Source organism: Ectorhizobium quercum, from assembly GCF_026552795.1.
Classification (GTDB): domain Bacteria; phylum Pseudomonadota; class Alphaproteobacteria; order Rhizobiales; family Rhizobiaceae; genus Ectorhizobium; species Ectorhizobium quercum.
In genome coordinates this window covers 591310-617456 of sequence record NZ_JANFPI010000002.1, presented here as the reverse complement: position 1 = coordinate 617456, position 26147 = coordinate 591310, and the positions used below count along the sequence as shown (strand labels likewise).

Genomic DNA, 26147 nt, shown 5'->3' with positions numbered 1-26147 from the left:
CATCGTTCCCGCCGAGGCGCCCGCCGGCTTCGGCCCGGTGAAGATGGTGCTCATCGGCGCGGGGCTCGCAGCGCTGATCGCCGCGCCGATGTTCATCTACCCGATCTTCATCATGAAGGTCCTGTGCTTCGCGCTGTTCGCCTGCGCCTTCAACCTCCTGATCGGCTATACGGGGCTTCTTTCCTTCGGCCATGCCGCCTTCTTCGGCGGCGCGGCCTATTTCACCGCGCATGCGGTGAAGGTCTGGGGCGTTCCGCCGGAGATCGGCATCCTGATCGGCATGGCGGGGGCGGCCGCGCTCGGCCTGGTCATCGGTTTCGTCGCGATCCGCCGACAGGGCATCTATTTCGCCATGATCACGCTGGCCTTGTCGCAGATGTTCTATTTCTTCTGCCTGCAAGCCCCCTTCACGCACGGCGAGGACGGCTTGCAGTCGGTGCCGCGCGGCCACCTGTTCGGCTTCATCGACCTCAACGTACAGACCAACATGTACTACACGGTTCTGGCCGCCTTCGTGATCGTGCTTCTGGTCATCCGGCGCTTCGTCCACTCGCCCTTCGGCATGATCCTGAAGTCGATCCGTGAGAACGAGCAACGCGCCGTCTCGCTCGGCTACAGCGTGCAGCACTACAAGCTCGGCGCCTTCGTGATGTCGGCGACGCTCGCCGGTCTCGCCGGCGGGCTGAAAGCGCTGGTCTTCCAGTTCGCCACGCTGACGGACGTGACCTGGCAGATGTCGGGCGAGGTCATCCTGATGACGCTGCTCGGCGGCATCGGCACCATGATCGGCCCGATTTTCGGCGCGGGTCTGGTGGTGACGCTCCAGAACTACCTCGCCACCTCCGATTTCCCGGTCACGATCATCACCGGCCTCGTCTTCATGGCCTGCGTGCTGGTGTTCCGCCGGGGGCTGGTCGGCGAATTCTACGCCTCGCGGCTGGGGCGGAAGCTCGGCTTCGAACACCGCAGGTAACGTTGCAGGACATGGAGCGCCCGACCCGCGTCCGGCGACCCCGGAACGCGGGCACGGCACCCTCCCGGAGAAGAACATGGGCGACTACGACTACATCGTCATCGGAGCGGGCAGTGCAGGCTGCGTTCTGGCAAACCGGCTGTCGAAGGACCCGAACAACCGCGTGCTGCTTCTCGAAGCGGGCGGCAGCGACAACTACCACTGGGTCCATATCCCGGTCGGCTATCTTTACTGCATCAACAATCCGCGCACCGACTGGTGCTTCACGACGGTCGAGGAGCCGGGGCTGAACGGCCGCTCGCTCCTCTACCCGCGCGGCAAGGTGCTCGGCGGCTGCTCGTCCATCAACGGCATGATCTACATGCGCGGCCAGGCGCGCGACTACGACCAGTGGCGGCAGATGGGCTGCGAGGGGTGGGGCTGGGATGACGTGCTGCCGTGGTTCCTCAAGTCAGAGGATTTCTATCGCGGCAAGAGCGACGTGCACGGCACGGGCGGAGAATGGCGCGTGGAAAAGGCCCGCGTGCGCTGGGACGTGCTCGACGCCTTCCAGAAGGCGGCGGCGGAGGCGGGCATTCCCGCGACCGAGGATTTCAACGGCGGCGACAACGAGGGCGCCGGTTACTTCGACGTCAACCAGCGCTCCGGCTGGCGCTGGAACACGGCGAAGGCGTTCCTGAGGCCCGCCCGCAACCGGGCCAATCTGACGGTGCTGACCAAGGCGCATGTGAAGCGGCTCATCATCGAGGACGGCGCGGTCAAGGGCGCCGAGTTCCACCATGACGGCACGTTCAGGACGGTCAGGGCGCGCCGGGAAACCGTGCTTTCGGCCGGCGCCGTCGGCTCGCCGCATATCATGGAACTGTCCGGCGTCGGCCGGGGGGACGTGCTGCAAAAGGCGGGCATCGAGGTCCTGCACGAGGTCGGCGGCGTTGGCGAAAACCTTCAAGACCATCTGCAATTGCGCATGGTCTACAAGGTCGCCGGCGTGCCGACGCTCAACGAGCAGGCCTCGACGTTGTTCGGCAAGGCGCGGATCGGCTTCCAGTATGCGCTGAGACGGTCCGGGCCGATGTCGATGGCGCCCAGCCAGCTCGGCGTCTTCACCCGTTCCTCGCCGGAAAAGGAGACGGCGGACCTCGAATATCACGTCCAGCCGGTGTCGCTCGACAAGTTCGGCGATCCGGTCCACGCCTTCCCGGCCATGACGGCGAGCGTCTGCAATCTCCGGCCGGAAAGCCGCGGTTCCGTGCATGTGAAGGGCGCCGATTTCGCCATGCAGCCGGATATCCGGCCCAATTATCTTTCGACGGAGAGCGACCGGCAGGTGGCGGTCAACGCCATCCGTCTCACCCGCCGCATCGTGGCCCAGCCCTCCTTCGCCTGCTTCGATCCGCAGGAATACAGACCGGGCCCGGCCTATGAAAACGACGAGGACCTGATGCGGGCCGCCGGCGACATCGGCACGACGATCTTCCATCCGGTCGGCACGATGCGGATGGGCTCGGACGAGGAGAGCGTGGTCGATCCGCGCCTGCGCCTGCGCCGCCTGAAGGGGCTGCGCGTGGCCGACGCATCCATCATGCCGACGATCACGTCCGGAAACACCAATTCGCCGACCATCATGATCGCGGAAAAGGCCGCCGACATGATCCTCGCGGACAATCGATAGGGAGGCTCTCATGCGCAACATCGCTTTCATCGGTCTCGGAAACATGGGCCTGCCGATGGCGGCCAATCTCACCCGTGCCGGCTATGCCGTAAAGGGGTTCGATCTTGCCGAAGCGAGCCGCCGCGCGGCTGCGGCCGAAGGGGTGACGGCCGCCGCGACGCTGGAGGCGGCGGTCGCCGGCGCCGATGCGGTGGTGACGATGCTGCCGAAGGGCGAGCATGTGGTCGCGGTTCACGGCGACCTCGTGAAGCTCGTGCCCGAGGGCACGCTCCTGATCGACTGCTCGACCGTTGACGTCGCAAGCGCCCGCAAGGCGCACGGCCTTGCCGCCGCGCTGCGCTGCCTGTCCGTCGATGCACCGGTTTCCGGCGGCACCGGTGGTGCGAAGGCCGCGACGCTGACCTTCATGTGCGGCGGTTCGCAGGCCGCCTTCGCGGCGGCGACGCCGATCCTCGAGACGATGGGCCGGAAGATCGTGCATTGCGGAGGCGCGGGTGCGGGACAGGCGGCGAAGATCTGCAACAACATGATCCTCGGCATCTCGATGATCGCCGTTTCCGAGGCCTTCGTGCTCGGCGAGCGTCTGGGGCTTTCGCATCAGGCGCTGTTCGACGTGGCCTCCACCTCGTCCGGCCAGTGCTGGGCGCTCACCTCCTACTGCCCGGTGCCGGGGCCGGTGCCGACGACGCCCGCCAACAGCGGCTACCGGCCGGGCTTCGCCGCGGCGCTGATGCTGAAAGACCTGAAGCTTGCCCGCGAGGCGGCCTCCGCCTCCGGGGCGATGACGCCGCTCGGCGCCGCGGCGGCCGGTCTCTACGAGACGTTCATCACCGGCGGCAGCGGCGACCGCGATTTTTCCGCCATCGTCGAAATGCTGAGGGGAGGCGGGACATGAATGTGCTGGCGCCCTCCGATATTCTCTGGACGCCTTCCCGCGGGCGCCTCGAAGCCTCGGCGCTTTACGCCTTCGCGCAACGGACGGCGCGGTTGCACGGCGTGCGGCCGGACGACTATGCGGGGCTTCTGGACTGGTCGATTCGCGAGCCCGATGCCTTTCACGCCCTGCTGTGGGACGAACTCGGCATCGTCGGCGAGAAGGGCGTGGCGGCCTTCGCGCCGGGGGAGACGATCCGCCAGGCCGATTTCTATCCCGGCGCGCGGCTGAACTATGCCGAGAACCTGCTGCGCGACGCCGACGAGCGGCTGGCCGTGATCGCGCACCGCGACGACGGCACGCGCCGTACCATCACGCGCAGTGGGCTCTACGACGCGGTTTCGCGCATGGCGCAGGCGCTGGAGGCGGTGGGGGTGCGGGAGGGCGACCGGGTCGGCGCCATCGTCACCCACGATATCGAGGCGATGACCGGCTATCTGGCGACAAGCGCCATCGGGGCGATCTGGTCGTCCTGCTCGCCGGACTTCGGCCCCACAGCAGCCTCCGACCGGCTGTCGCAGGTCGCGCCGAAGGTGCTGATCGCCGTTGCGGAATACGGTTATGCCGGCAAGCGCATCGACGTCGCGCCAGCCATCCGGGCGGTCGCCGAAAGCGCGGGCCCTGAACGGATCGTGCTGATCGGGGAGGGCGTGCCCGAGGCGCTCGCCGATCTCGGCTGCGTCACGCTCGATGCGTTCCTCGCGCCGTTCACACCGGGGCGGATCGCGTTCAACCGCCTGCCGTTCAAGGCGCCGCTGGCGATCCTCTATTCATCCGGCACCACAGGCAAGCCGAAATGCATCACCCATTCCGGCGGCGGGCTGCTCCTCCAGCACATGAAGGAGCAGAAGCTGCAATGCGACATCCGCGAAGGCGAGCGCTTCTTCTACTTCACCACCTGCGGCTGGATGATGTGGAACTGGCAGGTCTCGGGTCTGGCGCTCGGCGCCACCCTCGTCACCTATGACGGCAATCCCGGCTATCCGGCGCCGGCGCGGCTGATCGACCTGATCGATGCCGAAGGGATCGCCACGTTCGGCACCTCGGCGAAGTTCATCGACGCCTGCCTGAAGGCGGGCGTGAGACCGCGCGAAAGCCACGATCTTTCGAGCCTGCGCACGATCCTATCCACCGGCTCGCCGCTGATCGGTCCGTCCTTCGACTATGTCTACCGCGACTGGAAGGCCGATGTGCATCTCGCCTCGATTTCCGGCGGCACGGATATCTGCGCCTGCTTTCTCGGCGGCAACCCGCTCCAGCCGGTCAGGCGCGGCGAGTTGCAGGGGCCGATGCTCGGCATGGATATGGACACGCTGGACGACGAGGGTCGTTCCGTTTCGGGCCTGCCCGGCGAGCTCGTCTGCCGCAACGCGCATCTGTCCATGCCGGTGAAATTCTGGGGCGACGCGGGCGGTTCGCGTTACCGAGCCGCCTATTTCGAGCGCTTCCCCGGCCTGTGGGCACATGGCGACTTCGCCGAGAAGCGTCCTTCCGGCGGCTATGTCATCCACGGGCGGTCCGACACGACGCTCAACCCCGGCGGTGTGCGCATCGGCACGGCGGAAATCTACCGTCAGGTCGAGACGGTGGAGACGGTCGAGGAGGCGATTGCCGTCGGGCAGGACATCGGCGGCGACCAGCGCGTCGTTCTGTTCGTGCGGCTGAAGGACGGCCGGGCGCTGACAGAGGAGCTGGAAAAGACGATCCGCGCCCGCATCCGCGCCGGTGCGACGCCGCGGCATGTGCCGGCGAAGATCGTTGCGGTACCGGCCATTCCGCGCACCCGTTCGGGCAAGATTTCCGAGATCGCCGTCAGGGATACGATCCACGGGCGGGCGGTGAAGAATGCCGGGGCGCTGGCCAATCCCGAATCGCTCGACTTCTTCCGCAACCTGCCGCAATTGAGGGACTAGATCATGGCGGACGCACCGGAACCCAAAATCGTGCTGGTGACGGGCTCGACGAGCGGAATCGGCCTCGCCATCGCCCGCCGCTACGCGCAGGCGGGCCATGTCGTGGCCGTCAACGGCATCGAGACGCCCGACGGGGCGGGTGCCGCCCTGGCGGAGATCGGAGCCGGTGCGCAATACGCACCGGCCTATTTTCCCGCCGATCTGGCCGATGGCGACCAGAGCGCGGCCCTTGCCCGGTCCGTCATCCAGCGGTTCGGCCGCATCGACGTGCTGGTCAACAATGCCGGCATCCAGAAGGTCGCGGCCATCGAGGACATCGCGCCGGCGGATTTCGCCCGCATCGTGTCGGTGTCGCTGGACAGCGCCTACCATACGATCCGCCTTGCCCTGCCGGGCATGAAGGCGCGCGGCTGGGGCCGCATCGTCAATGTCGCTTCCGCGCACGGGCTGCGCGCCTCGCCCTTCAAGGCCGCCTATGTCGCTACCAAGCACGCCGTCGTTGGCCTGACGAAGAGCGTGGCGCTGGAAGTGGCCGAGCATGGAATCACCTGCAATGCGATTTGTCCCGGTTATGTCTGGACCCCGCTGGTCGCCGCGCAGGTCGCCGATCAGGCGCGGGTCCACGGCATGAGCGAGGACGAGGTGATCAGGACGGTCATGCTCGCCCCGCAGCCGACCCGGCGCTTCGTGCAGACGGAGGAAATCGCCGAAATGGCGTTCTATCTGGCGGGCGATCCGGCGCGGTCGATCACCGGCACGACGATTTCCATCGACGGCGGCTGGACGGCGAAGTGAGGCCTTGCGCCGGCTGCCGTCTTCGCCGGTGGGATTCGGGTCGTCAGGGCAGGCGTATATGTGTTACGGCCGTCCCGGTTTCGCCACATTCGAGGCCTGCCTGTTGCGACGCATCGAAGCAATGCGCACGGAGGTTGTCCTGAAAGAGATCGGGCGTTTCCGGCCTGCCTGCCGGCTGCACGACCGGTTGCACCCGGTGTTTCGCCAACGATTCCTGCATCTTGCGGGAGATCGGTGCGCAAAGTCCCGTTAAAATCTGATATTAATCAAATTACGACTTAACGAGTCATCAACCAATGGTTATGGTTGCGGTGCGTCGAAATGGTTGTAACAATATTCTCCACCGACGTTAAGCGCTATGAAATGTGTGACGCCGCATGATGGTGAGGCGAGTGAACCCAGAGACGCATCAGGGCCGCAAATCATGAAGAGTGAGGCAGCGAAGGCTGCGGGCAACCCGCCTGAAAGCACACGCCCTGACAATGATCGGGCCGCGCCGCATTGGCGTCATTCCCTGCTTGGCAAGGCGGCAGTCTTCATGCTGCTCGGCGTCTTCGTCGCCTATGGCGCGGGCGCCGCCGCCGGTTTCCTGATGCTGGAACGCGGCATGCGCGAACAATGGCGCAACCAGGCGGAAATGAATGCGCAGATCGTCAGCTCGGTCATTCGCGGCATCTACACCGCGCTCGTCGTCGAGGCCGACGCGGAAGGGCAGGTCGTGCGCATCGTCAGCGAACTGCCGATCGGCGACGAGACCTCGATTCTGAGCACCGGCTTCAACCCGGTCGACGTGCTGGCGCTGGCCGCCGCGCAGACCCGCAACGAGGTCTGGCTGTTCCAGAAGAACGAGGACGGAAGCGGTTTCGTCTCCACCGCCGGGTCGGGCGACAATCATGCCGGCGTCCTCATCACCTTCGACGATTCCGACGCGCCGTCGCCGGATCGGGCCTCGTTCTTCGTCGGTTTCGCAACGGTGGACGGCGTGCAGCATCTCGTCAGCGCGCTGCCGGTCGTGGCCAGCAGGGGCGAGGTGCATGGGCTCGTCGTTTCCAGCATCGGGCAAAGCGCCGCTCTGTTCGAAACCCGCAACGCGCTCGTCAAGCAGTCGCTTCTCGTGCTGATCGCGGTGCTCGTCGTCACGACGGCCATCGTCGCCTTCCTGATGCGGCGCCTGTTCCGGCCGGTGCCGGTTCTCATCCAGGCGCTCACGCGCATCGCCAACAACGACACGGGCGTCGCCACGCCGTTCAGGGGGCGCAACGACGAGATAGGCTATCTAGCGGATGCCATCGAGACGCTTCGCGAGGCGGTGGTCGAGCGCGAGCATCTGCGCGAGGTCAGGGAGGCGACCCTTCAGTTCGAGCACATGGCGCATCACGACAGCCTGACGGGACTGCCGAACCGGGCCTATCTCAACAAGGCGCTGGCCAAGGCGACGGACAGCCTGTCGGACGGTCAGCGGGTCAACTTCCTGATGCTCGACCTCGACCTGTTCAAGCCGGTGAACGACACGCACGGCCATGCCGTGGGCGACACGCTCCTGGTGGCCGTGGCGAACCGCCTGTCGCTTCTGCTCGGCGCGGACGATATCGCCGCGCGGCTGGGCGGCGACGAGTTCGCCATTCTCCAGCATGTCTCCCATGACAGCGAGAAGGAAGGGCGGCGGCTGGCGGAACGGATCGTCGAAACGCTCGGCAGGCCCTTCGTCGTCGACGGGTTGCAGCTCAGCATCGGTGGCAGCGTTGGCATCGCCTGCGCCCCCGAGGCCGGACGCGACGCCCATGAACTGTTCACACGTGCCGATGCGGCGCTCTATGCCTCGAAGCGGCAGGGTCGCCGCACCTATGCATTCTACAGCGACACGCTTCTTGAAGACGAAGGAAAATACCGCGCCCTCGGCGCCTAGGTCCTGACCCTAGAGCATTTCCGCTTTTCCCCGGAATCGCGAAAATTCTCTAACTCTTTGTTTTTACGCATTTCCGGGCGCAAGATTGCTGCGCACTTCTGCTGGAAATGCTCTGGAAATACATCGCGGGACAGGCGGCTTCATCCGCCTCGACCCCCGCACCGGATATGAAGGGATATGCCTCGGAATGACGAGATTGACAGCCTTCTTTTCCCTGTTTTCCGTGGCCGTCCTGGCGGCTGGAGCGGTGTGTGCGGAGGATACGCTGGAGCGTATCGCCAGGACCGGAACGATCACGATCGGGCACAGGCAAGGCGAACTGCCCTTTTCCTACGTCTCGGACGGCGAGGTGACGGGCTATTCGACCGAGATCTGTCTCAACGTCATCGAGAGGATGCGCCGGACGCTCGGCCTCGGGCCGATCGACATCGCGTTCACACCCGTCACCACGGCCACGCGCTTCATCATGATCGGCACGGGCAAGATCGATCTGGAATGCGCGGCCACCACCAATACGGCGGAACGGCGCAAGCTGGCGGAGTTTTCCCATCCGCATTTCGTCACCGCGACGCGCTTCGTGTCCCGCCGCGTGGACGGTCTCGCGACGATTGCCGACCTGACGGGGCGCAGCGTGGTGTCGACGACGGGAACGATCAATGTCGAGCAGCTTAATGCGCTGAACCGGGAGCGCAAGCTGAACATTTCCGTGATCCTCAGCCGGTCGCATCAGGAAGCCTTCGACATGGTGAGTTCCGGCCGCGTGTCGGCCTTCGTGATGGACGACATCCTGCTGGCCGGGCTGATCGCGTCGTCGCCCGACCCTTCGGCATACGTGATTTCCCGGGAAGCCCTGAGCGAGCCTGAGCCCTACGGCATTCTGATGCCGCCGGGCGACTACGCCTTCAAGACGGCATTCAACAGGGAAATGCGGGCGCTGTTCGAAAGCGGCGAGATCAGGGAGATCTACGACCGTTGGTTCACGCAGCCGATGCCGCCGGACGGCCGGAACATGAACATGCCGCTCGCCAGCGAAATGAAGGAGGTGCTGGCGGCGGTGCTGAAAGACGATGGCGTGGAGGAGCGATGAACCTTATCTCCGGCCTGCAACCGCTCCGTTTTCTGCTGGCTCTGGCCGGTATTCTTCTTCTCACGTCCAGCCCGCCGGCGCAGGCCGATGCGACGGCCGGCACGCTGGATCGCATCCGCCGCGACGGGGTGCTGCGTCTCGGCTACGGAACGACGCCGCCCTTCTCCTATCGCGATGCCGACGGCAACGTGACCGGTTACTCGGTCGAGATCTGCAAGCTGGTGGCCGAGGATCTGAAGAGGCAGCTCGGCCTCGACGCGCTTGACATCGTTTACGTTCCCCGCACGCCTATCGATCGCGTCCAGTTGCTGAACGAGGGGGAATACGATCTGGAATGCGAGGCGAGCACCAACACCGAGGAGCGGCGCAGGAGCGCGGCCTTCGCGCTCAGCCACTTTTTCACCGCGACGCGCTTCGTCAGCCTGGCGAAGAACGGCCTGCACCGGATCGACGATCTGAGGGGGCACAGCATTGCCGCCGCGCTCGGCACCGTAAACATCGCGCAGATCGGCCGGATCAACCGTGAAAGGCGCCTGCAACTGTCCCTGATCCCGGTCGAATCCCTTCAGCAGGCCTTCGACATGGTGACGACGGGGCGCGCTTCCGCCTTCGTGATGGACGATATCCTGCTCGAAGCCATGATCCGCGAGACCGGCCAGCCGGCGCTGTACACCGTGTCGGACGATACCGTTTCGGCTATGCTTCCCTACGGTTTCATGATGCGCAAGGACGACACGCCGTTCCACGCGGCGGTCAATGCGGCTCTCGGCCGGATCTATGCGACGCCGCAGATCGACCAGCTCTACGACCGGTGGTTCAGGAACACGCTGCCCGGCCTGGCGTTCGGGCTCGATATTCCGATGAGCCGGGAACTGACCGACTATTTCGCCATGTTCCGCTGAGACGCGGGCGGACGGGCGCATCACTATGGCGGTCGGGTATGGGCGAAAAAAGCGCCCGCCCGGTGGGAAAAACCGGGCGGGCGCGGGATCTGTCAGTACAGCAGGCGGCTGCGGATCGTGCCCGGTATGGCGCGCAGCGCCTCCAGAACCTCGTCCGCCCTTTCGCTGGCGCCTTCGGCCTCGATCACGACATAGCCGGTCTCGCCGTCCGTTTGCAGGAACTGGCCGACGATGTTGAGACCGCGTGACGAGAAGACCGTGTTGAGGCTGTTGAGCATGCCCGGCCGGTTCTCGTGGACGTGGATGAAGCGCGTGCCGTTCGGGCGCGGCGGAAGCTGGACCTGCGGGAAATTGACCGCGCCGAGCGTGGAGCCGACATCCGAATATTCGATCAGCTTGCGGGAGACTTCCGTGCCGATGCGTTCCTGCGCCTCCTCGGTGGAACCGCCGATATGCGGCGTCAGGATCACGTTGTCGACGCCCTGGAGAGGGGTGTCGAAACGGTTCTTGTTGGAGGCGGGCTCGACGGGGAAGACGTCGATGGCCGCGCCGGCCAGGTGGCCGTCGTCGATCACCCGGGCCAGAGCTTCGAGGTCGACGACCGTGCCGCGGGAGTTGTTGATGAGCAGGGCGCCCTTCTTCATCTTCCGCAATTCGGCTTCGCCGATCATGTTCTGCGTCGAACTGTTTTCCGGCACATGCAGCGTCACGAAATCGGAAATGGCCAGCAGCTCGTCCAGCGTCGCGGTCGGCTCGGCATTCCCCTGGCGCAGCTTGTCGGCAATGTCGAAGTAGCGCACCCGCATGCCCATCGCTTCGGCCAGAACGGAGGTCTGCGAGCCGATATTGCCATAGCCGACGATGCCGAGCGTCTTGCCGCGCACCTCGCGGCTGCCGACGGCCGACTTCTCCCAGCCGCCGTCATGGGCCGCGACCGAGCGCGGGAAGATGCGGCGCGTCAGCATCACGATCTCGCCGATCACCAGTTCGGCGACCGAGCGCGTGTTGGAATAGGGGGCGTTGAACACCGGAATGCCGCGCTTGCGGGCGGCGTCCAGATCCACCTGGTTGGTGCCGACGGAGAAGCAGCCCACGGCGATCAGCTTGTTCGCGGCGGCGAAAATCTCTTCCGTCAAGTGGGTGCGCGAACGGATGCCGATGATGTGGGCGTTGGCGACCGCCGCCTTCAGCTCGGCTTCGTCGAGCGCCTTGGGCAGATGGATCAGGTTGGTGTACCCGGAGGACTTGAAATATTCCACCGCCGTCTGGCTGATGCCCTCGAGAAGGAGAACGGAAATACGGTCACGCGGCAGGGAAAGGCGTTGGGTCATAGCGATACTTCCAGCAGTGGATTGTCAGATGATGAACCAGGCGGCGACATGGCAACCGGTCGCTGGCGGTCCGATGGGCCGGAAGCGAAGCCGGGGATGCCGGGCTTGATCACGCGGTCCCAATAGCACCGGATATGCCGCGCGAACAGGTCTATCTGGCGGAAATTTGTTCCCCTTGCCGATTTTTTCGCCACGTCGTCCGCATCGCGGGCGGCGCTTGACATCCGTGCCCGCCTCGCGCATTTTCCAGATCATTCCGAGGGGAGCACCGAACGGTGCTGAGATGGCGGTGAGCCGGACCCTTGAACCTGATCCGGGTCATACCGGCGTAGGAACGGAAAAAGCGGCTCGCCTTCCCGCGGGTTTTCCCTCTTCTTCGCTCGTCCTGGATCTCCGTGGCCTTGTTGCAGGGAGATCGCCGCATGTCGTCCGTCACTCGTCCTTCGCCCCACTCCTCGGCGCGCTGAGTCATGCGAACGCTCGGCGCGTTTTTCCGCAATGCTGTTTTCCTGATCGGCCTCTGGCAGGTCGTGGTGTGGCTGTTTACGCCGCCGCGCTATATCCTGCCGGCGCCACAGGCGGTGGCCGAGGCCTTCCTCTCGCGGCCGTCCTTCCTGGCCACCCATGCACTGATCACGCTGTCGGAAATCCTCGCCGGTTTCGCCGCGGGGACGATGCTCGGGGTCATTACCGCCATCGGCGTCACGGCCCTGCCGAAAGTGGAACGGCTCGTCTGGCCGGCGGTGGTGATGCTGCAAAGCTTTCCGGTCTTCGTCATCGCGCCGCTTCTCGTGCTCTGGTTCGGCTTCGGCATGGCCTCCAAGGTGGTGATGACGACGATCATCATCTTCTTTCCGGTGGCCTCGGCCTTTGCGGACGGCCTTCGCAACATTCATCAGGACATTCTCGACGCGGCCGCGCTCACCGAGGCGAACCGCTGGCAGGCGCTGCGCCACATCCGCATTCCGCTCGCCTTGCCGGCGCTGTTTTCCGGCCTGCGCGTCGCCGCGCCGCTGGCGCCGCTCGGCGCGGTTGTCGGCGAGTGGGTCGGCGCCTCGGCCGGCCTTGGCTACGTGATGGTCGAGGCCAATGCCCGCATGCAGACCGGTACCGTCTTCGCCGCGATGGCGATTCTTGCTGCCGAAGCCATTTTCCTGCGCGCCGCCGTGAACCGCGCAGCCCCCTTTTTCATCCGCTGGGCGCCCGCCGCCTGAACCGATCCCATCCAAAGGAGGATTACCGATGTTTCGACCCATTGCACTGGCGCTGGCCTTCTGCCTCGCCACCGGCCCCGCGGCGCAGGCCGCCGACAAGCTGACCGTCCTGCTCGAGTGGTTCGTCAATCCCGACCATGCGCCGCTGGTCGTGGCGAAGGAGCGCGGCCTGTTCGAGAAGGCGGGCCTCGACGTCGAGCTTCTGCCGCCGGCCGATCCGTCCCTCGTGCCGCGCGCCGTTGCCTCCGGTCAGGTGGAGATCGGCATCCACTACCAGCCGAACCTGTATCTGGACCATGCCGCCGGCGTGAAGCTGGTGCGCTTCGGCACGCTGGTCGAAACGCCGCTCAATTCCGTGACGGTGCTGGCCGACGGGCCGATCAAGGCGCTGGAGGACCTGGACGGCAGGAAGGTCGGCTTTTCCGTCGCCGGGTTCGAGCAGGTCATGCTCGGGAGCATGCTGGAAAATGCCGGGCTGAGGATGGACAATATCGAACTCATCAACGTCAATTTCGCCCTGACCCCAGCGCTGATTTCCGGCCAGGTGGATGCGACGGTCGGCGGCTTCCGCAATTTCGAGCACACCCAGATGATGCTGGAGGGGCATCAGGCGCTGTCCTTCTATCCGGAGGAAAACGGCGTTCCGGTCTATGACGAACTGATCTACATCACCCGTCCCGAGCTTCTGGAGGACAATCGCCTGAAACGCTTCCTCGCGGCGGTCGAGCAAGGCGCGATCTTCCTGACCAATCATCCGGAAGAGGCGTGGGAAATGTTCATCAAGGCCTATCCGAACCTCGACGACGCCCTGAACCGGCAGGCGTGGAAGGATACGCTGCCGCGCTTCGCCAAGCGTCCCGCCGCACTCGATCATGAACGCTATGCCCGCTTCGGCGCGTTTCTCAAGGACAACGAACTGATCGAAACGGTTCCGCCCGTCGAGGAGATTGCTGTCGAGCTGCGCTGAAGTCATTCCGGGAAAAGCGTAAAGCGGTTTTCCGTCCGGAATTGCGCTAACAAAACGACCCGCGAAAGCCGCCCGGATATCAGGCGGCTTTCGCATCCTGCAAGATGAGGTCGGCCGCCTTTTCCGCGATCATGAAGACGGCGGCCTGCGTATTGCCCGAGACGATGTCCGGCATGATCGAGGCGTCGGCGATCCTCAGGCCGGCAATGCCGCGCACGCGCAGGTGCGGATCGGTCACGGACCGCTCGTCGCCGCCCATCCGACAGGTGCCGCAGATGTGGTAGATCGTCTGGCCGTCCCGGCGGGCGAAATCCAGCCAGTCCTCGTCCGTGCGGCAATCCGGGCCGGGGTTCATCTCCACGTCCCGGAGGGCGTCCATCGGGGCCTGGTCGACGATGTGGCGGGCGATCTTCATCCCCTCGATCATCGCGCGGCGATCCTCCTCCGCGGCGAGGAAATTGGGCCGGATTGACGGGGCGGCGAAGGGATCGGGTGCAATCGCGTGGATCGAGCCGCGCGATTGCGGGCGCATCTGCGAGACGCCGATGGTCATGCCCGGCTTGCGGTCGAGAACGCGCTCGGCGGCGTTGGCATAGCTCGCGTGCATGAAGAAATACTGCACATCCGGGCCTTCGAGGCCGGGGCGCGTGCGCACGAAACCGTGGACGAGACCAGTGCCGAGCGTCAGGATGCCCCGGCGCGTCGCCGCATAGCGCGCGACGGCGGTCAAAAGGGGCAGGCCGCGGGTCTGCTCGTTCAGTGTCACCGGCTGTTTCACTCGCCAGTTCATGCGGGTGCAGAAATGGTCGATATAGTTCTCCCCGACATCCGGCAGGGCATACCGCACGGGGATGCCGAGTGATTGCAGCAGGTCGGGATTGCCGATGCCGGAAAGTTCGAGAAGCTGCGGCGTCTGGGCGGCACCCGCCGTGAGGATGATTTCGGCATTCGCCCTGAACCGCCGGTTGGCGCCGCCGATGCGCACGGTGACGCCCGTCGCGCGCTGCCCGTCGAGATCGATCGACAGGACGTGTGCGCCGGTCATGACGCGCAGGTTGGGCCGGTTGCGGGCCGGTTTCAGGTAGACCGCCGCGGCGTCGGCGCGCCGGCCGTTTCTCTGGTTGACCTGATAATAGCCGAAGCCGTCCTGGCTTTCGGCGTTGTAGTCCGGATTGCGGGCGTAGCCTGCGGCCTGCGCCGCCTCGATGAAGGCCTCGCCGATCACCGGCCGTTCCGAAACCGTGGTGATCGGCAGCGGGCCGCCGTGGGCGCGCAAGGGGCCGGCCGGGCCGTCATAGTCCTCGATCCTGCGGAAATAGGGCAGGACGTCGTCGAAGCCCCAGCCGGTGCAGCCGCGCTGTGCCCAGCCGTTGTAATCCTGCGGCTGGCCGCGCACATAGATCATGCCGTTGATGAGCGTGGAGCCGCCGAGCCCCTTGCCGCGCGGCACGGCGATCACGCGGTTTCCCGTCGCTTCCTCCGGCTCCGTCTGGAAGCGCCAGTTGTAGACCGGGTTCACCAGCAGCTTCGAAAAGCCCGCCGGAACCCCGATCCACGGGCTTTTCGCCTCGCCGCCGGCTTCCAGCAGCAGCACGCTGTGGCGCCCGTTCTCGGTCAGGCGGTTGGCGAGCACGCAGCCCGCATTGCCGCCGCCGACGATGATGTAGTCGAATGTTTCTGGTGAGGTGGCCACGGCGGCCCTCCGCTCATTTCGGCAGGACGTTGAAATGTTCGATCATCAGATCGATCTGGCAGTCGAGCATCGGCTTGCCGAGCTGGATGCGGCAGCCTTTAGCCTTCGCCGCTTTCAGCAGCGGCGTCATCTCCGGCTCCATGATGGCGTCGCCGACGACCTGATCCTTGTGCAGCCTGTCGAAATCGAGTGGCGGGGCATCTGTCTCCTTCATGCCGAGCGAGGTGCCGTTGGCAATGAGGTCGTGATCGGCGACTGTGGACGGATCGGTGGAAATCGTAAGCGCGGGATAGGCGGCGCGGATGCGTTCGCCGAGCGCTTCAGCCTTGTCCGCCGTGCGGTTGGCGATGGTGAGATGGGCCGCACCCGCCTTGGCGAGCGCGAAGGCGATGGCCGAGGCCGCGCCGCCGGCCCCGGCCACGAAGGCGCGCCGGCCGTTCGGGTCGAAGCCGGTGACGGTCTTCAGCGCCTCCACGAAGCCGGTGCCGTCCAGCATGGCGCCGATCATCCGCCCGTCCGGATCGCGGCGGATGCAGTTCACCGCGCCGATGTGGCGGGCTTCCTCCGTCACCTCGTCGCACAGGTCGAGAATGGCCGGCTTGTGCGGTACGGTGGCGACGAGGCCGCCGAAATTCTCCGTCTGCGCCAGACCGGCGAGGACGGCGGCCAGCCCCGCAGGCTTCACATGGATCGGGATCATCACGGCGTCGATGCCGAGGCGTTCGAAACCGGCGTTGATCGCCTGCGGCGTCTTCACATGGTAGATCGGATCGGCGACGATGCCGAAGATGCGGGTGTTGCCGGTGATCTGGCGGGGGGAAGCGGTGGTCATGTCATTCTCCGGATTGTATGCGGGCCATGTCGGACATGCGGCGGGCTCAGGTCATGTAGAGGCCGCCGGCGACGTCGACGGTCTGGCCGGTGACGAAGCTGGATTCCGGCGAGGTGAGCCAGACGGCGACATCGGCCACTTCCTCCGGCTGGCCGAGGCGCCCCATCGGGGTCAGCCGCACCTGCTCCTCGTTCACCGGGCCGGCGACGCCGCGCACCATCGGCGTTTCGATCCGGCCGGGGGCGATGGCGTTGACGCGGATGTCGTGGGGGCCGAGTTCGGCGGCGAGGTGCTTGGTGAAGCCGATCAGCGCCGACTTGGTCGCGGCGTAATGGCTGGCAACCACCGGCGAATAGGTCTTGCCGGCCACGGAGGAGAGGTTGACGATCCAGCCGCGCCCGGCCTCGCGCATGGAAGGGGTCAGCGCCCGGATGGTGTTGAAGGCACCGGTGAGGTTGACCGCCACGACGCGGTTCCATTCCGCCGGGTCCATCTCCCAGACCTTGCGGGCGACGCCGTCATGCTTGGGCGAGATGCCGGCATTGTTGACGACGGTATCGAACGGCCCGCCCATCGCCTTCGCGGCTTGCGAAAGCGCTGCTTCGACCGCGCCGTAATCCGCGACGTCGAGGATGAGCGGCATGCCCTTGCCGTGGCCCGAGGCGTCGATCAGCAACACGGTCTCGGCGATATCGGCCTCGTTCACATCGGCGACGCCGACGGTGGCGCCGCGGGCGGCAAAGCCGAGCGCGATCGCCCGGCCGATGCCGCGCCCGGCGCCGGTCACGAGAACCCTTCGCCCGGCATGGCTGGGGCGGAGGGCGATTTCGGCGGGATTTTCTTCTCTTTTCGGCATGTCAGATACCCAGATAGGCTTGTCTTACGTGGTCGTTGGTCAGGAGCGCATCGGCGCTGTCGGAAAGCACGATCTCGCCGTTCTCGAGAACGTAGCCCCGGTCGGCGGCCTTCAGCGTGTGGAAGACGTTCTGTTCGACGATCAGCACCGTCGCCCCGGTTTTCACGATGGTATCGATGACGTCGAACACCTGCTGCACGATGATCGGGGCGAGACCCAGCGATGGCTCGTCGAACATCAAAAGCTTCGGTTTCGACATCATGCCGCGGGCGATGGCCACCATCTGCTGCTCGCCGCCCGAGAGCGAGCCGGCATTCTGGCCGAGGCGCTCCTTCACGCGCGGGAAGAGCGTCAGGACGTGATCGAGCGTTTCGTTCTGGGCGCTGCGGGCCGCCTTGCGATAGGCCCCCATCAGCAGGTTCTCGCGTACCGTCATGTCCGCAAAGAGCTGGCGTCCCTCGGGGATGAGGGTGATGCCGAGATCGACCGTATCGTGGGCGGAGAGCCGGGTGATGTCCGTGCCCTCGAAGGTGATCCGGCCTGCCGTGGGGGCGATCAGCCCGGCGACGGTGCGCAGCGTCGTCGTCTTGCCGGCGCCGTTTGCGCCGACGATGGTGACGACTTCGCCCGCAGCGACGGTCAGCGAGACGTCCTGGAGGATGGTCGTCGCGCCGTATCCGGCATGGATATTCTCAAGCGTGAGCATGGGTGAATTCCTTTCCGAGATAGGCTTCGATCACGGTCGGATCGCGCACCACGTCGTTCGGTCTGCCCTCGGCGATGATCTGGCCGGAGTTCAGCACGATCACGCGGTCGGACAGCGACATGACGGCCTGCATGACGTGCTCGATGGCGATGATCGACACGCCGGTGTCGCGGATGGACAGCATCAGGTCGATGGCGCGGCGCACGTCCGTCTGGTTGATGCCGGCCATCACCTCGTCGAGCAGGAGGATGCGCGGCTGCATGGCCATGACGCGGGCGACCTCCAGCCGCTTCAGTCCGCCGATGGTCAGGCCGCGCGCCTCGGCGTCCAGCCACGGAGCGAGGCCCATGCGGTGCGCGGTTTCCCGCGCCGCCTCGCGGGCGTCGCCCACGTCGCGGAAGCGGTGGAAGGCGCCGACCATGATGTTTTCCTCGACCGTCATGGCCGCGAAGGGCTGGACGATCTGGAAGGTCCGGCCGACGCCTATGGCGGCGAAGTCGCCGGGCGTGACCGGTGTCTGGAAGCTGCCGTCCGCATCCCGGACCCGGACCGATCCGCTGTCGGCGGCAAGGAAGCCGGACAGCATGTTGAAGACGGTGGTCTTGCCGGCGCCGTTGGGGCCGATCAGCGCGAGGATCTCGCCTTCCTTCAGGGAGAAACTGACGTCATTGGTCACATGCAGGCCGCCGAAATGCTTGTCGAGGCGTTCCGCGACCAGGATGTCGCCGCCGATGGGCGGGCGTTCGGCGGCGCGCGGGGCCGCCGCCACGGCGCCGGCCTGAACGCCACGTTGGGGATCGGCCTTGCCGGTGAGGCGTTTCAGCGCGCCCATCAGGCCGTTCGGCATGAACAGCACGACGAGCACGAGGACGACGCCGTAGACGAAGCCGTGCAGGCCGAGCGCATGGGCGCCCAGCCAACCGCGTGACAGTTCGGAGATCGGCACGAGAAAGACCGCCCCGATCAGCGGGCCGAACACGGTGCCGATGCCGCCGATGAGCGCGAACATGGCGATCTGGATGGACATGGTGAGCGAGAATACGGCCGCCGGCTCGATGAAGGTCAGGTACATGGCGTGGAACGTGCCGATCATGGCGCAGAGTGCTGCCGAGACCGAGACGGCGACGAGGCGGACCCTGACCGTCGAGACGCCCGCGGCCTGGGCGGCGCTTTCACGCTCGCGCGTGGCGACCAGATAGAATCCCAGCCGGTGCGAGCGGATCCACCAGGCAGCGGCAAGCGCCACTAGCATCATGCCGAAGGCGATGATGAGCGCCGGCAGGCGTTCGCGGAACACCATCCATTCCCAGCCGAACCTGAGCGGGATCATCAGGCCCGTCGCGCCGCCGGTGAAATCACGGAAATGCAGCGCGAGGACGCGGAACACTTCGAGAAAGGCGATCGTCGCCAGCGCGAAGAACGGTCCCTTGAGGCGGAAGCACGGGTAGGAGATGACGACGGCGGCAAGGACGGCGACGGCGGCACCGACGAACATGCCGATCCAGGGCGAGATGCCGTGGTTCATCAGGATGATGCCGGCATAGGCGCCGATGCCGTAGAAGATCGCGTGGCCGAGCGAGAGCTGGCCGGCAAAGCCGCCGACGATGTTCCAGGCGGTGGACAGGCCGGCGAACAGGCAGATGGTGATGAAGACGTGATAGATGAACTGATCGCCGATCACGACGGGGGTGATGAAGATCGCGGCCAGGAACACGGCGAGCGCTGCGAGATGAAGACGCGGCATGCCGGCTAGGCCGGTTTCCCCGGCGGCGGCCGGGACGTTGGCGGCGGTGGTATCTGTCATGGGCTTCCTCATGGCGATACGTGCGAGAGATTGAGGTTCTTGCCGAACAGGCCGGAGGGCCTCAGGATCAGGATCAGCAGGAAGACACCGAAGACGGCGACTTCACGCAGGTCCGAACCGATGTAGAAACCGGCGAAGGCGTCGATCAGCCCGATGACCATCGCGCCGGCGAAGGCGCCGCCGATGGAGCCGAGGCCGCCGAGCACCACGACCACGAAGGCCGTCAGCACGAAATAGGTGCCGATGTTCGACGAGGTGGGGTAAAGCGGCGCGATCAGCGAGGCCGCCAGCCCGACGCAGGCCGCGCCGATGCCGAAGGTCAGCACGTAGATGCGGTTGACGTTGATGCCCATGAGCTGGGCGGCGGCGCGGTTCTGCGCCACGGCGCGGATGGCGCGGCCCGTCTGGGTCTTTTGCAGGAACAGGTGCAACCCGATGACAAGTGCGACGGCGGCCGCCAGGATGATGAGCTGGCCGCTGAGGACGCGCACGGGGCCGAGCAGGATCGGCGTGCGCAGGCCGCCGGAGGGCGTGTTGGCGATATCCGCGCCGAAGATCAGAAGGGCGAGGTTGATCATGGCGGTCGAGAGGCCGACGGTCGCGAAGATCTGGATATGGTCGTCGCGGGCGTTCATCAGCGGCTGGATGATGAAGCGCTGCGTGGCCGCGCCGGCGACGAACAGCAGCGGCGCGACGAGGGCGACCGTATAGAGCGGGTGAATGCCGAGCCAGGTGGTGATGACGAAGGTCAGGTACATGCCGGCCATCAGGAATTCGCCGTGGGCGAAGTTGACGACCTTCACGATACCGAAAATCAGGGTCAGGCCGATGCTGACGATGGCGAAGAGCGCCCCGAGCATCAGACCGTTGGCGAGCACTTGCAAGAAGGTTTCCATCACGCCTCGCTGCCGGTTGTGCGAAGGCCCCGAAAGGCTTCGCGCGGTTGACGGTGAGCGGGGCGGCACCATCGGGCGCCGCCCCGCTGTGCGCTTAGTTGCCGAGCTTCATCGGCGCGGTGGCGGCGGCATCCGGATAGACGGTCACGAGCTTGCCGTCCTGCCACTGCATGCCCATCATAGAGGCGCGTTCGTTCTGGTTGTTCTCGCCGAACTTGAGGCCGTAGCCGGTCGAGGTCGTGCCGTCGGGGATGTCGATGGCCTTGACGGCTTCCACGATGGTGTCGGGTTCGAAGCCCTCGGCGCCGTTGATGGCCTCGAGGATCGCCTTCGAGCCCATGTAGTTGGTCAGCGAGTGGCCGGAACGCGGGAAGATGCCGTACTTTTTCCTGTAGGCTTCCACGAATTCCTCGAGGCCGGGGGTTGCCGAGGTGTTGACGAGATACTGGGTGAAGTCGACGTCGAGGACGCCTTCGATCTTGTCATGGCCCACCGCATCGGCGGTCTGCTGGATGGAATAGCCGCCGCCGCCGCCGATGACGGCGCCGGGCTGGAAGCCCTGTTCGCCGGACTGTTGCAGGAACAGGACGGCATCGTTTTGGTAGGCTGTCTGCAAGACGACGTCGACGCCGGCCTGTTTCAGTTCGAGCACCAGCGAGGACATGTCCACCGTGTTCGAGGGGTAGCCGGAGTAGACGGCGACGTTCAGCCCCTTTTCCCTGGCGTAATCCTGCTGGTGCCTGGCGACCGAGGTGCCGTAGCTCGAATCCTCGTAGATGATGCCGATCTTCAGGTCTTCCGGGGCCTTGCCAAGCGCCGGGGCGACCTTCTCGACCGTCATCTCGATGATCATCCTGCCCATGTGGAGGGCGTAGGGGTTCGTGCGGAACAGGTATTGCAGGCCGCGTCCCGTCACCTCGTCGGCAACGGCGCCGAGTTCGAAATAGGGAATGCCGGACAGTTCGGCCACCTGGCTGGCGGCGATCGACCGGGCCGAGGAATAGGAGCCGAAGATGGCGGCAACGTTCTCCAGCGAGATCAGACGGCGGGCTTCGCCGATGGCCTGATTGTTGTCCACGGCGTCGCCGCGCACCAGAACGATCTTCTCGCCCTGGAGGCCGCCGGCGGCATTGAGTTCGTCGACCGCGATTTCGAGGCCGCGGGCGCTCTCCTCCCCGAGAAGCGCAAGCTGGCCGCTGAACGGAAAAAGCGCGCCGATCTTGACATCGGCATGCGCGGCGCTGGCCGTCAGCACGACGGCCGCGGCGGTGGCTTTCAGCAGATACGACAGTTTCATGTTCTCCTCCTTGAACAGGGTCGCAAGCGGTGAATGATGCTCAGTGCCCGGTGGGCTTTGCGGGGCCGGGTGCCGGGATCATGCGGTTTCGTCCATCACGAGCACGATCTTGCCGACATGCTCGCCGCGATCCATGCGGGCATGCGCATCGGCGACCTTCTCGAACGGGAAGGTGGAATCGATCAGCGGGCGGGCGCGGCCGGCGGCGAGCAGCGGCAGGACCTTCTCCTCCAGTGTCGCCGCGAGTTTCGCCTTCATGGCCAGTGGGCGGGCGCGCAGCGTCGAGCCGGTCAGCGTCACGCGCTTCATCATCAGCGGCATGAAATCGACCTCCGCCTTCGAGCCCTGCTGGAAGGCGATCTGGGCGATGCGGCCGTCGACGGCGACGGCCTGGAGATTGCGGGCGATGTAGTCGCCGCCCACCATGTCGAGGATCACGTCCGGGCCCTTGCCGTCCGTCAGGTCCTTCACGGCGGCCACGAAGTCCTGTTCGCGATAGTTGATGGCCGCATCGGCGCCGATCGCGAGGCTGGCCGTGCATTTTTCGGCCGAGCCGGCGGTGACGATGACTTTGGAGCCGAAGGCCTTGGCCAGCAGCGTCGCGGTCGTGCCGATGCCGGACGTGCCGCCGTGAACGAGCAGGGTTTCGCCCGGCTTCAGCCCGGCGCGCTCGAAGACGTTGCTCCAGACGGTGAAATAGGTTTCGGGCACCGCGCCCGCCTCGATCATCGACATGCCGTCGGGCACGGGAAGCGCCGAGGCCTCCTGCACCACGGCCCATTCGGCATAGGCGCCGGAATGGACGAGCGCCATCAGCCGGTCGCCGGCCTTGAAACGGGCAACGCCGGGACCGGCCTCGACGACGGTGCCGGAAAGCTCCAGTCCGAAGACGTCGGAGGCGCCGGGCGGCGGCGGATAGTTGCCCTGGCGCTGCATCACGTCCGGGCGGTTGATGCCGGCGGCGGCAACCCGCACGAGCAGTTCGCCTTCCCCGGGAACCGGGCGCGGGCGGCTGACGATTTCAAGCGCTTCCGGGCCACCGGGGCGGGGGGCGATCACGGCGCGGGTTTCGGCGCTCATGGACGTTCTCCTTGACTGCGGGGATGATGGGGGACCTGCACGGGCCGCTGCCGGCAGGCGTGTCCGACGCTTTCGGCCTGCGGCCGGCGCGGGGTCGTCATGTGGGTGAGGGGGCGGATGAGGGGAATGGCGAAGCCGGGTGTCCCCATGCGTGCAGGCATGGCACCGTGGCCGATTCCGGGAATGATGCGATGTCCCGCCGGCGCTTTTGGCCCGGCAGGCGAAACACGTTCCGCGCCGAAAGCGGTCGCGGCTTCTCCCAGCGCAATCATGCTGCGCCTCCTCCCTGTCGATAACCCGATTTCCCAGGCCTCCCTGCCTGTTTGCCCGTGCATTTTCGGTTTCGCACGGACCGGAAATCGTGATATGTAATTTGTTATAACAAACAGCCGATGGGGTGACGATGTCAAGACCTACTTTTCAGATTGGCGAAACTTCATCCGAAAACGGCGACTGGGCGCGGCCGCTGGTGAAGGAAAATCTGAGCGAGCGGGCCTATCTCGATCTGCGCAGCGCCCTGATGCGCGGCCAGCTTCGTCCGGGGGAGCGGCTGCGGCTGCGGCCCATGTCGGCACGGTTCGGAATCAGCGCGACGCCGATGCGGGAGGCCCTGCTCAGGCTCGTCAGCGAGAAGGCGCTGACACTCGACCAGCGCGGCACGGTGGTCGTTCCGTCGCTGACGCTGGCGCAATTGCTGGAAATCCGGGCGATCCGCATGGATCTGGAAGGCCGGGCGGCGGCGCAGGCGGCTCAACTGGCCGACAAGGCGGAGACCGATGCGCTCGAAGCCATTCAGGATCAGATCGCCGTCTGTCACCGCGAGCGGGATTTTGTCCGGGCAATCGATCTGAACACGCAGTTTCACCTGACGCTGTGCAGCCTCGGCGGAATGCCCGTCCTTTACGATATCGTCGAAAGCCTGTGGGTGCGTTGCGGCCCGATCCTGTCGCATCTCTACGATGCCGGCGTGCCGGACTGGGAGCCGCATCCCCATGTCCTGGTGGTCAAGGCGCTGAGGGAGCGGGATTCAGAGGCGGCGAGCGCGGCGATCTGCTGCGATATCGAGAACGGCGGCAAGGGCCTGCTCATCCATGCCGAGCAGACCAGCGGCGAGGCCTGAGCCCCGCTGCCGTGGTTCTCAGAACTTGCGGTTGACGTCGTAGATCTGGAGCACGCCGAGAACCCTGTCGTCGGCGCCGGTCACGACCAGCGAGTTGATCTTCTGGTCGAGCATCTCCTGCTCGGCCTCGGCGAAGCGCTTGTCGGGCGCGACCGTCTTCGGCGTGCGGGTCATGATCATGTCCGCCGTGATGGCGGTGATGTCCTCGAAACGGTCGAAGGCGCGGCGCACGTCGCCATCGGTGATGATGCCGCGCAGCGCGTCGCCGTCCATGACCAGCACCAGGCCGAGCCGCCCCTGGCCGATCTCGTTGACGATGGCGCGGAAGCTCGCATCCGGGGAGCAGACCGGCAGGGCCTCCTTGTGCATCACGTCGCTCACGCGGGTGAGCAGCTTGCGGCCGAGGCTGCCGCCGGGGTGGAAGCGGGCGAAATCTTCCGGGCGGAAGTTGCGGCGGTCGGCGAGTGCAATCGCAAGGGCGTCGCCCATGACGAGTGTCGCGGTGGTGGAACTGGTCGGCGCGAGATTGTTGTTGCACGCCTCGCGCTCGACGAAGACGTCGAGCACGACATGGGCATTGCGTCCGAGTGTCGAGGATGCCTTGCCGGTCATTGCGATGATCCGGTTTTCCTGATGCTGCATGAAGGGCAGCAGGCGGATGACCTCCTCCGTCTCGCCGCTGTTGGAGATGAGCAGCACGACGTCGATGGGCTTGATCATGCCGAGATCGCCGTGGAAGGCCTCGCCCGGATGGACGAAGAAGGACGGTGTGCCGGTGGAGGCGAGCGTCGCGGCGATCTTCTGGCCGATGATGCCGGACTTGCCCATGCCGGCGACGATGACGCGGCCGCGCGCCTCGACGATGATATCGATCGCCTTCTCGAAATTGCCGTCGAGACGGCCCATCATTGCGTCCAGCGCTTCGATTTCATTTCGGATCGTCTGGCGGGCGATATCGAGAGAATTGCTCACAGTTGAAAGCCTTTCATGCACGGGCCGGCGTCCGGACGCCATCTTTGCCGGGTAATGACACCAGTGGGCTCCGAACGCAAGACGGGTTCGCTCCACGGCGGCACTTGCGTTCCGTTTTGTCTCCGCGACAATCGCCGGCTGGACAAGCCCGCGGCGAGGCAGCACCTTACCGGCCGGATCTTTTCCATGTCCTATCCTGCCGAGACCCGGAGCCTCCATGACCAGCCTTGCCATGATCGAAGCCGCAGCGGACCGTCTTGCCGGCCGCGCGCGCCGCACGCCCCTTTTGTCCTCTCCGTTTATCGACGAGATCGCCGGGCGGCGCATTTTCGTCAAGCCGGAATGCCTCCAGCACACCGGCTCGTTCAAGTTCCGCGGCGGATGGTCTGCGGTGTCCGCTCTCGATCCCGAGGTGCGCCGGCGCGGCGTGATCGCCTTTTCCTCGGGTAATCACGCGCAGGGCGTGGCCTATGCGGCGAAGCTGCACGGTATTCCCTGCGTGATCATCATGCCATCCGATGCGCCGAAGCTGAAGATCGACAACACCCGCGCCTTCGGGGCCGAGGTGGTGCTTTACGACCGGGCGCGGGAAGACCGCGACGCCATCGGCGCGCGACTGGCCGCCGAACGGGGACTGACGCTGATAAAGCCCTTCGACGAGCCGCAGGTGATCGCCGGACAAGGCACCATCGGGCTGGAAATCGCCGAACAGGCGGCCGGGGAGGGCATTTCGGCAGCGGAGGTGCTGGTGCCTTGCGGCGGCGGCGGGCTGACGAGTGGCATCGCGCTTGCGCTCGAGGCGAAAGCACCCGGCTTCACGGTGCGGCCCTGCGAGCCGGAAGGGTTCGACGACGTGGCCCGGTCGCTGGCAGCGGGGACGATCCAGCGCAACGCGCGGCTTTCGGGCTCGATCTGCGATGCGATCATCACGCCGCAGCCGGGCGAGATCACCTTTCCGATCCTGAAGCGGCTGTGCGGGCCGGGGATCGTGGTTTCCGAGGAGCAGGCGCTCGATGCGGTGACGCTCGCCTTCAACCGGCTGAAGATCGTCGTCGAGCCGGGCGGCGCGGTCGCCCTGGCGGCGGCGCTGTTCCATCCGGACGCGCTTGCCGGGGAGGCGGTGATCGTTGTCGCCTCCGGCGGCAATGTGGACGGCGCGATGTTCCGCGCCGCCCTCGAGCGTCAGGCGGCCTGAGA

At 65.9% G+C, this 26147-nt stretch carries 23 protein-coding genes and 1 riboswitch; of the genes, 12 read left to right on the top strand and 11 right to left on the bottom strand.

Features of this window, described 5'->3' with window-relative positions; translation table 11 throughout:
- Positions 1–43 precede the first annotated feature (43 nt).
- From NOF55_RS07575 to NOF55_RS07540, 8 genes are all read left to right on the top strand, one after another.
- Positions 44–973 (top strand): branched-chain amino acid ABC transporter permease, encoded by a 930-nt coding sequence (locus NOF55_RS07575; protein ID WP_306410956.1) that lies wholly within the window; start codon positions 44–46, stop codon positions 971–973.
- Between the two features lie 76 nt (positions 974–1049).
- Positions 1050–2645, top strand: a complete 1596-nt coding sequence (locus tag NOF55_RS07570) for a GMC family oxidoreductase (protein ID WP_306410733.1) — start codon at positions 1050–1052, stop codon at positions 2643–2645.
- A gap of 10 nt (positions 2646–2655) precedes the next feature.
- Positions 2656–3540 (top strand): 3-hydroxyisobutyrate dehydrogenase, encoded by an 885-nt coding sequence (mmsB, locus tag NOF55_RS07565; RefSeq protein ID WP_306410732.1) that lies wholly within the window; start codon positions 2656–2658, stop codon positions 3538–3540.
- On the top strand, positions 3537–5492 hold the full coding sequence (locus tag NOF55_RS07560) for an acetoacetate--CoA ligase (protein WP_306410731.1): 1956 nt from the start codon (positions 3537–3539) through the stop codon (positions 5490–5492). Before mmsB ends, NOF55_RS07560 begins: the two co-directional genes overlap by 4 nt.
- Positions 5493–5495: 3 nt before the next feature.
- The gene (locus tag NOF55_RS07555) at positions 5496–6287 is read left to right on the top strand and encodes a 3-hydroxybutyrate dehydrogenase (protein WP_306410730.1); all 792 of its coding nucleotides are present in this window, start codon (positions 5496–5498) and stop codon (positions 6285–6287) included.
- A gap of 538 nt (positions 6288–6825) precedes the next feature.
- A complete protein-coding gene (locus tag NOF55_RS07550; protein WP_306410729.1) occupies positions 6826–8193 on the top strand; it encodes a sensor domain-containing diguanylate cyclase in 1368 nt (455 codons plus the stop codon).
- Between the two features lie 187 nt (positions 8194–8380).
- Entirely contained in the window at positions 8381–9280 is a 900-nt protein-coding gene (locus tag NOF55_RS07545; protein ID WP_306410727.1) for an amino acid ABC transporter substrate-binding protein, read from the top strand.
- Positions 9277–10182, top strand: coding sequence for an amino acid ABC transporter substrate-binding protein (locus NOF55_RS07540; protein WP_306410726.1), 906 nt, complete (start codon positions 9277–9279; stop codon positions 10180–10182). The genes NOF55_RS07545 and NOF55_RS07540 overlap by 4 nt, the downstream gene beginning before the upstream one ends.
- A 92-nt stretch (positions 10183–10274) precedes the next feature.
- Here the strand turns inward: NOF55_RS07540 and serA are convergent, their stop codons facing one another.
- The gene (serA, locus tag NOF55_RS07535; RefSeq protein WP_306410725.1) at positions 10275–11513 is read right to left on the bottom strand and encodes a phosphoglycerate dehydrogenase; all 1239 of its coding nucleotides are present in this window, start codon (positions 11511–11513) and stop codon (positions 10275–10277) included.
- The gene (locus tag NOF55_RS07530; protein WP_306410724.1) at positions 11510–11737 is read right to left on the bottom strand and encodes a hypothetical protein; all 228 of its coding nucleotides are present in this window, start codon (positions 11735–11737) and stop codon (positions 11510–11512) included. Before NOF55_RS07530 ends, serA begins: the two co-directional genes overlap by 4 nt.
- Positions 11738–11762: 25 nt before the next feature.
- A riboswitch (TPP riboswitch) is annotated at positions 11763–11865 on the top strand.
- Between the two features lie 118 nt (positions 11866–11983).
- Here NOF55_RS07530 and NOF55_RS07525 point away from each other — a divergent pair.
- Positions 11984–12727, top strand: a complete 744-nt coding sequence (locus NOF55_RS07525) for an ABC transporter permease (RefSeq protein ID WP_306410723.1) — start codon at positions 11984–11986, stop codon at positions 12725–12727.
- 28 nt (positions 12728–12755) lie between these two features.
- Positions 12756–13694 carry an ABC transporter substrate-binding protein gene (locus NOF55_RS07520; RefSeq protein ID WP_306410722.1) on the top strand — a complete coding sequence of 313 codons (939 nt, stop codon included), beginning with the start codon at positions 12756–12758 and terminating at the stop codon, positions 13692–13694.
- Between the two features lie 79 nt (positions 13695–13773).
- Here NOF55_RS07520 and NOF55_RS07515 read toward each other — a convergent pair whose 3' ends face one another.
- The 8 genes from NOF55_RS07515 to NOF55_RS07480 form a co-directional block, all read right to left on the bottom strand.
- On the bottom strand, positions 13774–15387 hold the full coding sequence (locus NOF55_RS07515; RefSeq protein WP_306410721.1) for a GMC family oxidoreductase: 1614 nt from the start codon (positions 15385–15387) through the stop codon (positions 13774–13776).
- 13 nt (positions 15388–15400) lie between these two features.
- Positions 15401–16219, bottom strand: coding sequence for a shikimate dehydrogenase family protein (locus NOF55_RS07510; protein WP_306410720.1), 819 nt, complete (start codon positions 16217–16219; stop codon positions 15401–15403).
- A gap of 46 nt (positions 16220–16265) precedes the next feature.
- Positions 16266–17075, bottom strand: a complete 810-nt coding sequence (gene fabG / locus NOF55_RS07505; protein WP_306410719.1) for a 3-oxoacyl-ACP reductase FabG — start codon at positions 17073–17075, stop codon at positions 16266–16268.
- 1 nt (position 17076) lies between these two features.
- Positions 17077–17781, bottom strand: a complete 705-nt coding sequence (locus NOF55_RS07500) for an ABC transporter ATP-binding protein (RefSeq protein WP_306410718.1) — start codon at positions 17779–17781, stop codon at positions 17077–17079.
- Positions 17768–19585: a branched-chain amino acid ABC transporter ATP-binding protein/permease gene (locus NOF55_RS07495; protein ID WP_370868940.1), complete on the bottom strand. Its 1818-nt coding sequence runs from the start codon at positions 19583–19585 to the stop codon at positions 17768–17770. Before NOF55_RS07495 ends, NOF55_RS07500 begins: the two co-directional genes overlap by 14 nt.
- A gap of 8 nt (positions 19586–19593) precedes the next feature.
- Positions 19594–20481, bottom strand: coding sequence for a branched-chain amino acid ABC transporter permease (locus NOF55_RS07490; protein WP_306410717.1), 888 nt, complete (start codon positions 20479–20481; stop codon positions 19594–19596).
- Between the two features lie 94 nt (positions 20482–20575).
- Complete coding sequence (locus NOF55_RS07485; protein ID WP_306410716.1) at positions 20576–21778, bottom strand: ABC transporter substrate-binding protein; 1203 nt, start codon at positions 21776–21778, stop codon at positions 20576–20578.
- Between the two features lie 78 nt (positions 21779–21856).
- A complete protein-coding gene (locus NOF55_RS07480) occupies positions 21857–22858 on the bottom strand; it encodes an NAD(P)H-quinone oxidoreductase (RefSeq protein ID WP_306410715.1) in 1002 nt (333 codons plus the stop codon).
- 403 nt (positions 22859–23261) lie between these two features.
- Between NOF55_RS07480 and NOF55_RS07475 the strand changes: the two genes are divergently transcribed.
- Positions 23262–23978: a GntR family transcriptional regulator gene (locus NOF55_RS07475; protein ID WP_306410714.1), complete on the top strand. Its 717-nt coding sequence runs from the start codon at positions 23262–23264 to the stop codon at positions 23976–23978.
- A gap of 18 nt (positions 23979–23996) precedes the next feature.
- Here NOF55_RS07475 and NOF55_RS07470 read toward each other — a convergent pair whose 3' ends face one another.
- Complete coding sequence (locus tag NOF55_RS07470) at positions 23997–24950, bottom strand: KpsF/GutQ family sugar-phosphate isomerase (RefSeq protein ID WP_306410713.1); 954 nt, start codon at positions 24948–24950, stop codon at positions 23997–23999.
- Between the two features lie 217 nt (positions 24951–25167).
- Here NOF55_RS07470 and NOF55_RS07465 point away from each other — a divergent pair, with 217 nt between their 5' ends.
- Complete coding sequence (locus NOF55_RS07465) at positions 25168–26145, top strand: threonine ammonia-lyase (RefSeq protein WP_306410712.1); 978 nt, start codon at positions 25168–25170, stop codon at positions 26143–26145.
- The last annotated feature ends 2 nt before the right edge of the window (positions 26146–26147 follow it).

Coding starts and splice junctions, on each gene's coding strand:
- NOF55_RS07575 (WP_306410956.1), top strand. CDS start 44: ATGGTGCTCATCGGCGCGGGGCTCGCAGCGCTGATCGCCGCGCCGATG.
- NOF55_RS07570 (WP_306410733.1), top strand. CDS start 1,050: ATGGGCGACTACGACTACATCGTCATCGGAGCGGGCAGTGCAGGCTGC.
- mmsB (WP_306410732.1), top strand. CDS start 2,656: ATGCGCAACATCGCTTTCATCGGTCTCGGAAACATGGGCCTGCCGATG.
- NOF55_RS07560 (WP_306410731.1), top strand. CDS start 3,537: ATGAATGTGCTGGCGCCCTCCGATATTCTCTGGACGCCTTCCCGCGGG.
- NOF55_RS07555 (WP_306410730.1), top strand. CDS start 5,496: ATGGCGGACGCACCGGAACCCAAAATCGTGCTGGTGACGGGCTCGACG.
- NOF55_RS07550 (WP_306410729.1), top strand. CDS start 6,826: ATGCTGCTCGGCGTCTTCGTCGCCTATGGCGCGGGCGCCGCCGCCGGT.
- NOF55_RS07545 (WP_306410727.1), top strand. CDS start 8,381: ATGACGAGATTGACAGCCTTCTTTTCCCTGTTTTCCGTGGCCGTCCTG.
- NOF55_RS07540 (WP_306410726.1), top strand. CDS start 9,277: ATGAACCTTATCTCCGGCCTGCAACCGCTCCGTTTTCTGCTGGCTCTG.
- serA (WP_306410725.1), bottom strand. CDS start 11,513: ATGACCCAACGCCTTTCCCTGCCGCGTGACCGTATTTCCGTTCTCCTT.
- NOF55_RS07530 (WP_306410724.1), bottom strand. CDS start 11,737: ATGTCAAGCGCCGCCCGCGATGCGGACGACGTGGCGAAAAAATCGGCA.
- NOF55_RS07525 (WP_306410723.1), top strand. CDS start 11,984: ATGCGAACGCTCGGCGCGTTTTTCCGCAATGCTGTTTTCCTGATCGGC.
- NOF55_RS07520 (WP_306410722.1), top strand. CDS start 12,756: ATGTTTCGACCCATTGCACTGGCGCTGGCCTTCTGCCTCGCCACCGGC.
- NOF55_RS07510 (WP_306410720.1), bottom strand. CDS start 16,219: ATGACCACCGCTTCCCCCCGCCAGATCACCGGCAACACCCGCATCTTC.
- fabG (WP_306410719.1), bottom strand. CDS start 17,075: ATGCCGAAAAGAGAAGAAAATCCCGCCGAAATCGCCCTCCGCCCCAGC.
- NOF55_RS07500 (WP_306410718.1), bottom strand. CDS start 17,781: ATGCTCACGCTTGAGAATATCCATGCCGGATACGGCGCGACGACCATC.
- NOF55_RS07495 (WP_370868940.1), bottom strand. CDS start 19,585: ATGACAGATACCACCGCCGCCAACGTCCCGGCCGCCGCCGGGGAAACC.
- NOF55_RS07490 (WP_306410717.1), bottom strand. CDS start 20,481: ATGGAAACCTTCTTGCAAGTGCTCGCCAACGGTCTGATGCTCGGGGCG.
- NOF55_RS07485 (WP_306410716.1), bottom strand. CDS start 21,778: ATGAAACTGTCGTATCTGCTGAAAGCCACCGCCGCGGCCGTCGTGCTG.
- NOF55_RS07480 (WP_306410715.1), bottom strand. CDS start 22,858: ATGAGCGCCGAAACCCGCGCCGTGATCGCCCCCCGCCCCGGTGGCCCG.
- NOF55_RS07475 (WP_306410714.1), top strand. CDS start 23,262: ATGTCAAGACCTACTTTTCAGATTGGCGAAACTTCATCCGAAAACGGC.
- NOF55_RS07465 (WP_306410712.1), top strand. CDS start 25,168: ATGACCAGCCTTGCCATGATCGAAGCCGCAGCGGACCGTCTTGCCGGC.